Here is a 9,075-nt window from a genome sequence, read left to right on the forward strand (position 1 = left end):
TCGCGTCGCTGGGAGTGGTCGCCCACACCCACGACGCGTGCCATCAGTCGCTCGAGGCGCTCGCCGAGCTCGAGTGGCGGCGACTGGTGCCGCCGGTCATCGTTCTGGTCGAGGGGCAGTCGGCCCAGGTGCCCGTGCACGTGCCGCACGGCGCGCCGGTGGCGGCGTCCGTGGTGCTCGAGCACGGCGAGGTGCGCGAGCTCGAGCAGCTCGATGTCTACGTCCCGCCGCGCATGGTCGACGGCCGCGAGGTCGGCAGGGCGACGTTCGACCTGCCAGCGGGTCTGCCGCTGGGCTGGCACCGGCTCGAGGCGGCGACCACGGGACGGCGCGGTCGCGGCTGGGTCGTGGTGACCCCCGCCCGCATCGACGTGCCGGACTCCGTGCGGCGCGAGCGCCCCTGGGGGCTCGCCGCTCAGCTCTACTCGGTGCGATCGGAGCGCTCGTGGGGCATTGGCGACTTCGGGGACCTCGCCGACCTGTGCTCGCTGGCCGCCATCCGGGAGGGTGCGGACTTCCTGCTCATCAATCCGCTGCACGCGGCCGAGGCCGTGCCGCCGCTCGAGCCGTCGCCGTACCTGCCGTCGTCGCGCCGTTTCCTGAATCCGCTGTACATCCGCATCGAGGACATCCCTGAGGTCGCCTACGTGCCGTCGCAGCACCGCGCCGTGATCGAGTGGGAGTCCGAGAAGCCGCGCCGCGCGAACCTCGAGGCCGATCTGCTCGACCGGGACGCCTCGTGGCGCGCCAAGTCGGCGGCGCTCGAGAAGATCTTCGAGGTGCCGCGCTCGGCGGCCCGGCAGGCGCGCTTCGAGGCGTTCTGCCTGCGGGAGGGCGACGCCCTTGAGGAGTTCGCGACCTGGTGCGCGATCTCCGAGGCGCACAAGGGGCTGCCGTGGCCGGCCGAGTTCGAGAACCCGCGCTCGGCGGCGGTCGATCAGTGGCGCAACGAGCACAGCGACCGGGTGCTGTTCTACGCGTGGCTGCAGTGGCTCGCCGACGAGCAGCTCGGCCGTGCCCAGGCCGCCGCCGTGGACGCTGGCATGGGCATCGGCATCATGACCGACCTCGCGGTCGGTGTGCACCCCTCGGGCGCCGATGCGTGGGCCCTGGGCAAGGTCCTCGCCGCGGGCATGGAGGTGGGCGCCCCTCCGGACATGTACAACCAGAACGGCCAGAACTGGTCGCAGCCACCGTGGCAGCCGCGCGCTCTCGAGGCGGCGGCGTACCTGCCCTTCCGCGATGTGGTGCGGGCGGCCGTGCGCCACTCGGGCGCCCTCAGGGTGGATCACATCCTCGGGCTGTTCCGCCAATGGTGGATTCCCGCCGGTCACGCCGCGAACGACGGCGTGTACGTCCAGTTCGACCACGACGCGCTCATCGGCATCCTCGCACTCGAGGCCCAGCGCGCCGGCACGATCGTCATCGGCGAGGACCTGGGCACCCTCGAGCCGTGGGTGTCGGACTACCTCAACCACCGCGGCTTGCTCGGCACGGTCGTGGCGCTGTTCGAGAAGGAGCACGGCAACCGGCCGCAGGCGCCCGAGAACTACCGGGCCGATGCGCTGGTCTCGGTCACGGTCCACGACCTGCCGCCGACCGCAGCCTTCCTCGCGGGCGAGCACGTCGACGCGCGTGCCGAGCTGGGACTCATCGCCGGCGACATCGACGCGGAGCGTGCGGCAGCCACCGCGGATCGCGACGCGATGGTCGCGTACCTCGAGGAGCGCGGGTGGCTGCCCGTCGAGTGGGACGAGGACGACCTGATCGCGGGAGTCCACCGCCTGGCCATGCACTCGCCCGCGCTGCTGACCGCGGTGTCACTGACGGACGCTACCGGCGACAGGCGCTCGCAGAACCACCCCGGCACCAGCACCGAGTACCCCAACTGGCGCATTCCGCTCACGGACAAGGCCGGGGCCGTGATCCTGCTGGACGAGATCTTCGACAACGAGCGCGTGCAGCGGCTGCTCGAGGCCGTGCGCAGCGCCCGCAACTGACCCGATGATCGGAGCCATCGGCGCCCTGGTCGCCGCCTTCATCGTGGGTCTCATCCCCGGCGTGCCGGAGCTGGCCAAGCAGGGGGCCTGGCTCGTGGCGATCGCCGGCGCCGCGGGCTGGGCGCTGTGGGACTGGCGCCGCCGGGCGCGCGCCAAGGCCGAGCGGGCGGAGGCACACCGTCGGCGCATGACCGAGCGAGGAACGGACATCCCGCCGCGCCTCCGGGACCAGGACCCCGAGGGCCGCGACTAGGCAGCCCCGGCGCTGAAGCGCTGCGCTCGCAGCGCGCGCCGCACCTCGTCGAGCCCCTCGGTGACGATCTTCACCAGGACCGGGGGCGCATCGGCGTTGTCCGCGAGCCAGGACTCGAGCCGCGACTCCAGGTCCGGAACGCGCCCCGCGAGGTACGACGGGAACACGTAGCCGGCGGTGCGCATCGCCATGAACGCGTCCATCGACTCGAACATCGGTCGCAGCGACGCCAGCATGTCGTCGACGAGCGGCGCCAGGAGTGCCGGGTCCCCCGCACGCCCCAGCCCGATCGCGATCTCGTAGGCCTCCGCGTTGGCGGGGAGTTCGCCGTCCGGGTGAGCGATCGATGCCCACGCCCGCCGCTTCGCCTCGACGTCGGCGATCGACGCGCGCGCCCCCGCAGCGCGGCGGTCGCCCGCCGCCCCGGGGTCCGCGGCGAGCCGCGCGTCGATGCTGGCGTCGTCGGCCCTGCCGCACACCGCGAGCGCGGTCACCAGGTCCCACGTGAGCTCGGAGTCGATGGGGAGGCCGTCGAGGGTCGCCGTGCCGTCGAGCAGGGTCTGGACCTGATCGGCGTGCTCATCCGTGCACGCGAGCCCGGCGAAGCCCCGCAGCAGCGCGAGCTGCAGGTCGGAGCCACCGGGGGCCTCGTGCAGGAGGTCCCACAGGCGGTCTGCGGCATCGGTCGCGATGGCGACGGCCGATGCGGGCTCGGCGAAGCGGCGTGCTGCGATCACGAGGTTGGCGAGGTGGGAGGAGATGACCTGCGAGTTCGCGACGTGCGGGGCGGCCGCGAGGACGGCACTGATGTACGCGCGGGCGCTGAGCGCGCCGTCGCGGCACATGTGCCACAGCGTGTCGAGGACCAGGTGCTGCGCCATCGCATCGTCCAGCGCGCCGGCGTGCGCGATCGCCGTCGCGACCGAGCGCTCGTCGAAGTGCATCTTGGCGTAGGTCAGGTCCTCGTCGTTGACCAGCACCAGGTCGGGAGCGGGGATGCCGACGGCCTCGGGCACAGCGGTGCGCTCGCCGTCGACGTCAACGTCCGCGAACCACGTGCGCTGGAGCCGTCCGTCGTTCAGCCAATACCCGCCCACGCGCAGCCGATGCGGGTGTGCCATGGCACCGTCGGGCACCTCCTCGGCCACGTGCAGCTCGGTCACGCGCCCGTCCTCGCCCACCGTCATCCGCGCCGAGAGCGTGGTGACGCCGGGGGTCTCGAGCCACGCACGGGACCACGCGGACAGATCACGGCCGGAGGCCTGTTCGAGCTCCGCGAGCAGGTCGGCGAGGGTCGCGTTGCCGTGGTGGTGGGCGCGGATGTACGCGGCGACGCCGGCGAAGAAGGTCTCCGCGCCCAGCGTGGCGGACAGCTGGCGCAGCGCGGAGGCCCCCTTGGCGTACGTGATCATGTCGAACGTGCCGGCGACCGAGTCGACCGTCGGTACGTCGCTCAGCACCGGGTGGGTGGTCGGCAGCTGGTCCTCGCGGTATGCGGTCGACTTGCGCGCGCCGAACGTGACCCACGCATCGGCCCACTCCGTGATCTCCTCGGCGGCATGCGTCGCCACGAACTCCGCGAAGGACTCGTTGAGCCAGATGTCGTCCCACCACTTCATGGTGACGAGGTCGCCGAACCACATGTGGGCGAGCTCGTGCAGGACGACGATCGAGCGGAACTCGAGCTGCGCGTCCGAGGCGCGCGTGCGGTACAGCAGCCGGTCCTCGGAGATCGTGACGCAGCCGGCGTTCTCCATCGCTCCGAAGTTGTACTGAGGGACGTAGACCTGGTCGTAGCTGTCGTACGGGTACTCGGTGGCGAAGATGCGCTCGTACAGGTGGATGCCGGCCTGGGTGTCGGCGAACACGGTCTCCGCCGCGAAGTGCTCGCGCAGGTCGGGACGGCCGTAGACGCGTGCGGGAATCTCGCCCTTGGCGGAGTCCAGGGTCGTCTCCTCGTACACGTACGGTCCCGCGACCACGGCCGCGGCGTAGGACGGCAGCGGCACGGTGGGGGAGAAGGACCACAGGCGGCCGGTCTCGACCGTCTCGGGCTCGGCGGGACGGGTGTTGGACAGCACCTCCCAATGCGCGGGAGCCACGACGGTGAACTGGAAGGTGCCCTTGATGTCGGGCTGGTCGAAGCACGCGAAGGCGGCGCGTGCATCGTCCGCGGCGAACTGGCTGTACAGGAAGGTCTCGCCCGACTCGTGGTCGACGTAGCGGTGGATGCCCGAGCCGGTGGTGCGGTAGTCGCAGTCCGCCTCGACGGTGAGGACGTTGGACGGCTGCAGGTCGGTGAGAGGCAGCCGCCCGTCCGCGTGGCTCGCGGGATCGAGCTCGCGACCGTTGAGGGTCGCAGCTCTGACGGCGCCCACGATGTCGATGAAGGACTCCGCCCCCATGGGGGCGTCGAACTCGACCGTCGTGACCGAGCGGAACGTGTCGGACTCCCCCGTGAAGTCGAGCGAGATTCGGTACTCGGCGGAGGGGACGGTCAGGGACCGGGCGGTGGCCTCGTCGCGTGTGAGCATGCTGTCAGTCTCGCACGGTGACAGGCCGGCCGCCCGGCCCCGGAGGGTGCTACCCCTCGGCGTCCTTGGCCTGCGCGATCAGCGAGCGGCGCACGCCGTCGCGACCCTCGATCACCAGGCGCTTGAGAGCGTCGTGGGCGTCGCCGTTGGCGGAGAGCCAGGAGTCGGCCTTGTCCTGCAGGTCCGGCACCCGGCCGGCGAGCTGTGACGGGTACAGGCCCTCGATGAGTGCGGTCGCCATCTCGTTGGTCTTCTCCGCGTAGATGCGGCGGATCGACGCGAAGTACTCGTCGACGTAGGGCTCGAGGAGCGTCGTGTCGTTCACGTGCCCGAAGCCCGCGGTCGCCTCGAACTGCAGGGCGTTGGGCAGACCCTTCTCGGCGTTGATGAGCGTGTCCCACGCGGCGCGCTTGCCGGCTGCGGTGGGGAGCGCGGCCCTGGCGTGCGCGGCGCGGCGCTGACCGGATGCGGTGGCGTCCTTCGACAGCTGGAGCTCGATCGCGATCTCGTCCGCTCGGCCACCCACGACCAGCCCGATGAGCACATCCCACGACAGGTCGGCGTCCATGGACAGGCCCTCGAGGTGGAGCTTGTCGTCGAGCAGGCCCTGCAGGTTGTCGAGCTGGATGTCGGTGCAGGCCATCGACGCGAAGCCGCGCACCAGCTGGAGCTGGGTGTCCGAGCCGGGCTCGGCCTCGATCGCGAGCTTCCACAGCGACTCCGTGGCACGCTCGCAGGTCTCCTGGGCATGGTCCGGGTGAACGAACAGCTGCAGGGTCGTGGCGAGCTGGCGCAGCAGCACCAGCACGGTGGTCGACTCGGACTCCGCGCCGATGGTGTTGAGCACGAGGTCGACGAACGCGCGCGCCGGCATCTCGCCGTCGCGGGTCATGTCCCATGCCGCCGTGAGCACCATCGAGCGGGCGAGCGGGTCGGAGAAGCCGGCGACGTGCTCGACGGCCGTCGCGAGCGACTGCTCGTCCAGGCGCACCTTCGCGTACGCGAGGTCGCCGTCGTTCACGAGGATCAGCGCGGGACGGTGGTTGCCCAGCAGATCAGGGATGTCGGTGCGCGCTCCGCGGATGTCGGTCTCGACGTACATGGTGCGCTCGAGCCGCGCGTCGCCGCGCTCGTCCACGACGACGTCGTAGCCGCCGATGCCGAGTCGGTGAGGACGCTGCGTGGGCCACGCGTCAGGCACATCCTGGATCACCGAGAAGGCGACGATGTCCTCGTTCGCATCCACCTCGATCTCGGGGCGCAGCGTCGTGATGCCCGCCTTCTCGAGCCACACCTCGGACCATGCCGCGAGGTCACGACCGGACGTCGCCTCGAGCTCGACGAGCAGGTCGCGCAGCGTGGTGTTGGCGTGGTGGTGCTTGCGGAAGTACTCGGCGACGCCCGCGAAGAACTGGTCCTCGCCCACCCATGCAGCGAGCTGCTTGAGCACCGAGGCGCCCTTGGCGTACGTGATGCCGTCGAAGTTCACCTCGACGTCCTCGAGGTCCCTGATGTCCGCCATGATCGGGTGGGTGCTGGGGAGCTGGTCCTGGCGCGCCGCCCAGTTCTTCTCGAGAGAGTTGAACGTCACCCAGTTGTTCTTCCACTTGGTGGTCTCGACCGTGGCCACGGTCGAGGCGTACTCGGCGAAGGACTCGTTGAGCCAGAGGTCGTTCCACCACTTCATCGTGACGAGGTCGCCGAACCACATGTGCGCGAGCTCGTGCAGGACGGTCACGGTGCGGCGCTCGACGCGCGCCTGCGGCGGCTTGGAGCGGAAGACGTAGTCCTCGAGGAAGGTGACGCAGCCGGCGTTCTCCATCGCGCCCGCATTGAACTCCGGCACGAAGATCTGGTCGTACTTCTCGAACGGGTAGTCGTACTGGAACTTCTCCTCGTAGAACCTGAAGCCCGCCTGGGTGTCCGCGAGGATCACGTCGGCGTCGAGGTAGTCGGCGAGGGCCTTGCGGCAGTAGACGTCTGCCCCCAGCGTGCCCTTGCGGGACTCGACGGCGCCCTCGACGCGGTGGTACGGGCCCGCGACGATCGCGGTCACGTAGCAGGGCAGTCGCGTGGTCTCGGTGAACTCCCACCGCGCGACTCCGCGCGACGTCTCCGCGATCGTGACCCGTGCATCGGCCACCGGCACCTTCGTGCCGGGGTTGTTGGACAGCACGTGCCAGTGGTCGGGCGCTGTCACCGTGAAGGTGAACGCCGCCTTGAGGTCGGGCTGCTCGAAGACCGCGTAAACGCGGCGGGTGTCGGCCACCTCGAACTGGCTGTACAGGTAGACCTCGCCGTCCTCGGGGTCGACGAAGCGGTGGAGGCCCTCGCCCGTGTTCATGTACGCGCAGTCGGCGACCACGGTCAGCTCGTTCGCGTCTTGGAGGTCGGGCAGCGTGATGCGGCTGTCCGCGAAGTGCGTCGCCGGGTCCAGCTCGACGCCGTTGAGGGTGATCGAGTGAACCGTGGGGGCGATGAGGTCGATGAAGGTCGTCTCGCCGGGGGTGGCGGCGAAGCGGACGGTGGAGGTCGAGCGGAAGGTCTCCTCGGAGGTGGTGAGGTCGAGCTCGACGGCGTAGGTCTCGGTGGAGACGATGGCAGCGCGGGCCTCGGCCTCGGCGCGTGTGAGGTTGGTACCTGGCATGCGCCGATTCTGTCACGCTCAGGGCGGTCGGGTGCTCCCTCGAGCGTGCGGCCAGATCGGGCGCGGCGGCAGGGGAGCTGGCTCCGACGGCACGAGCGGCACGCGCTGCAGGGCGGCGGCGGTGTGGCGTCGCCCGCGCACAGAGATGCGTCGCTCGAGAGCCTGTTCGATCCGGCGCAGCCTGTGGAGCAGCAGCGAGAACTGATGTGCCCCGTACGCCGTGATCCGCACGATCACCCCCGGCCGTCGCGGTCGCTGGGCGCCCGAGCGACCAGTCCGTGCCGCTCCATTCGCCTCACGACTTGGCTGATGTTCGCGTTCGTGGTCCTGGTGTAGTCGGCGAGAGCGGACATCGAGAGGCCGCGCTTGGCCCATACCAGGTACTGAGCGTAGAACGCCTGGACGCCGGTCATCGCGAGCCCAGTGCCGGCACCGCGCAGCCGTCGTCGCGTTTCCCGGTCCGCGTGCCGGACACCGTCGATCAGCGGTGCCTTCCGGGCCAGGGACCCGATGTCTCGTGTGCTCATGTTTCACACGTTAAGCATCGGCGTGAGAGAAACGACCTTCTCGCTTGGGACACGGGGGAGGGCCGATGCGCGGGCGCGGCTGGGGACGGATGCGCGGCACCGAGGAAGTAGCCTCGGGACATGAAGACAGGTCACGGTGCCCTCGTCGCGGCGACGCTGCTGGTGCTCTCCGCGTGCTCGACGTCCGAGCCCTCGGCGAGCCCGGAGGGGTCCGCGGATCCAGCCGGGCAGCGGCTCGACCAGATCGAAGCAGCCGTGGCCGCGTGGGCGGGTGCCGAGTCGCTGGAGGCCGCGCACGCCGCCGCAGAGGAGGCGCGCAACCTCGTCGTGGGCCCGGCAGGGCCGTTCTACGGAGATGCCGACGGCGATGGCGAGCTTGCCGGCGACGTCGCCGAGGGTCTGCTCCCTGGGCTCGACGGCGAGACGGGACTCGCGCAGTCGGAGCCGGTGAGCGCGTGCGTGGAGGCCGACGTCCTGGGCGGGTCGTGGGAGGACCCCGGCGAGCGGTGGGACGTGGCGCTGGCGGCGTACGACGCGTGGACCCCGTCCAACAACACGATGCCGACCCTGCCGAGCCATCCCCAGCGAGTGGTGGGTTGGGCGACCTTCACGCTCGGCACGGACGATCTCGACGAGGCCCGCGAGTACGCGGGGCACGCCCAGATCCACGTCCGCGTCAGCCGCGCCGCGATCGAGGACTGCGGGTCCTGAGGGGTGCTGCGCGGCCATAGACTTGCGCGGTGACGGGAACGGGACTCGAGCGCAAGCGCCGTCTCGTCGATCTCGCCCCGCTCAAGGCGAGCCCCGCGTTCGCGCGACTGTGGATCGGCAGCGTGATCGCCGGCATCGGCGCGCAGATGTCGATCGTCGCGGTGGGTCTGCAGATCTACGACATCACGGCCTCGACCTTCGCGGTTGGACTGGTGGGCGGCATCGCCCTCGTGCCGATGATCGTCGCGGGGCTGTGGGGCGGGATGCTCGCCGACGTCTTCGACCGGCGGCGCGTGCTCATCGCCGCCGTGCTCGTGGCGTGGACGTCCACGCTCGCGCTCGGCGGGCTCGCACTCGGCGCCGTCGTCGGCGTCGGGCTCGCCGTCCTGATGGCGCGGTTCCG

7 protein-coding genes are annotated in these 9,075 nt (G+C 70.8%); 4 read left to right on the top strand and 3 right to left on the bottom strand.

Features of this window, described 5'->3' with window-relative positions; translation table 11 throughout:
• Together malQ and QZ483_RS10895 are read left to right on the top strand one after the other, a co-directional pair.
• Positions 1-2,000 (top strand): 4-alpha-glucanotransferase (gene malQ / locus QZ483_RS10890; protein WP_297083888.1); only part of this gene is annotated, 2,000 nt, incomplete at its 5' end.
• Between the two features lie 4 nt (positions 2,001-2,004).
• Positions 2,005-2,253 carry a hypothetical protein gene (locus QZ483_RS10895; protein ID WP_297083890.1) on the top strand — a complete coding sequence of 83 codons (249 nt, stop codon included), beginning with the start codon at positions 2,005-2,007 and terminating at the stop codon, positions 2,251-2,253.
• On the opposite strand, the gene pepN (QZ483_RS10900) is transcribed toward QZ483_RS10895, so the two are convergent.
• The 3 genes from pepN (QZ483_RS10900) to QZ483_RS10910 all read right to left on the bottom strand — a co-directional run bounded on the left by pepN (QZ483_RS10900) (position 2,250) and on the right by QZ483_RS10910 (position 7,961).
• A complete protein-coding gene (gene pepN / locus QZ483_RS10900) occupies positions 2,250-4,787 on the bottom strand; it encodes an aminopeptidase N (protein WP_297083893.1) in 2,538 nt (845 codons plus the stop codon). The two genes, QZ483_RS10895 and pepN (QZ483_RS10900), sit on opposite strands and share 4 nt — an antisense overlap.
• Before the next feature lie 49 nt (positions 4,788-4,836).
• A complete protein-coding gene (gene pepN / locus QZ483_RS10905; protein WP_297083894.1) occupies positions 4,837-7,434 on the bottom strand; it encodes an aminopeptidase N in 2,598 nt (865 codons plus the stop codon).
• Between the two features lie 233 nt (positions 7,435-7,667).
• Positions 7,668-7,961 carry a MarR family winged helix-turn-helix transcriptional regulator gene (locus QZ483_RS10910; RefSeq protein WP_297083896.1) on the bottom strand — a complete coding sequence of 98 codons (294 nt, stop codon included), beginning with the start codon at positions 7,959-7,961 and terminating at the stop codon, positions 7,668-7,670.
• 120 nt (positions 7,962-8,081) lie between these two features.
• Here QZ483_RS10910 and QZ483_RS10915 point away from each other — a divergent pair, with 120 nt between their 5' ends.
• Positions 8,082-8,672: a hypothetical protein gene (locus QZ483_RS10915; RefSeq protein WP_297083901.1), complete on the top strand. Its 591-nt coding sequence runs from the start codon at positions 8,082-8,084 to the stop codon at positions 8,670-8,672.
• A gap of 29 nt (positions 8,673-8,701) precedes the next feature.
• Positions 8,702-9,075, top strand: a 374-nt coding sequence (locus tag QZ483_RS10920) for an MFS transporter (RefSeq protein WP_297083903.1), incomplete at its 3' end; no start/stop codon positions are given.

It is taken from the genome of uncultured Demequina sp. (assembly GCF_913055775.1).
In the GTDB taxonomy this organism is placed as follows: domain Bacteria; phylum Actinomycetota; class Actinomycetes; order Actinomycetales; family Demequinaceae; genus Demequina.

Coding starts and splice junctions, on each gene's coding strand:
- QZ483_RS10895 (WP_297083890.1), top strand. CDS start 2,005: ATGATCGGAGCCATCGGCGCCCTGGTCGCCGCCTTCATCGTGGGTCTC.
- QZ483_RS10915 (WP_297083901.1), top strand. CDS start 8,082: ATGAAGACAGGTCACGGTGCCCTCGTCGCGGCGACGCTGCTGGTGCTC.
- pepN (WP_297083893.1), bottom strand. CDS start 4,787: ATGCTCACACGCGACGAGGCCACCGCCCGGTCCCTGACCGTCCCCTCC.
- pepN (WP_297083894.1), bottom strand. CDS start 7,434: ATGCCAGGTACCAACCTCACACGCGCCGAGGCCGAGGCCCGCGCTGCC.
- QZ483_RS10910 (WP_297083896.1), bottom strand. CDS start 7,961: ATGAGCACACGAGACATCGGGTCCCTGGCCCGGAAGGCACCGCTGATC.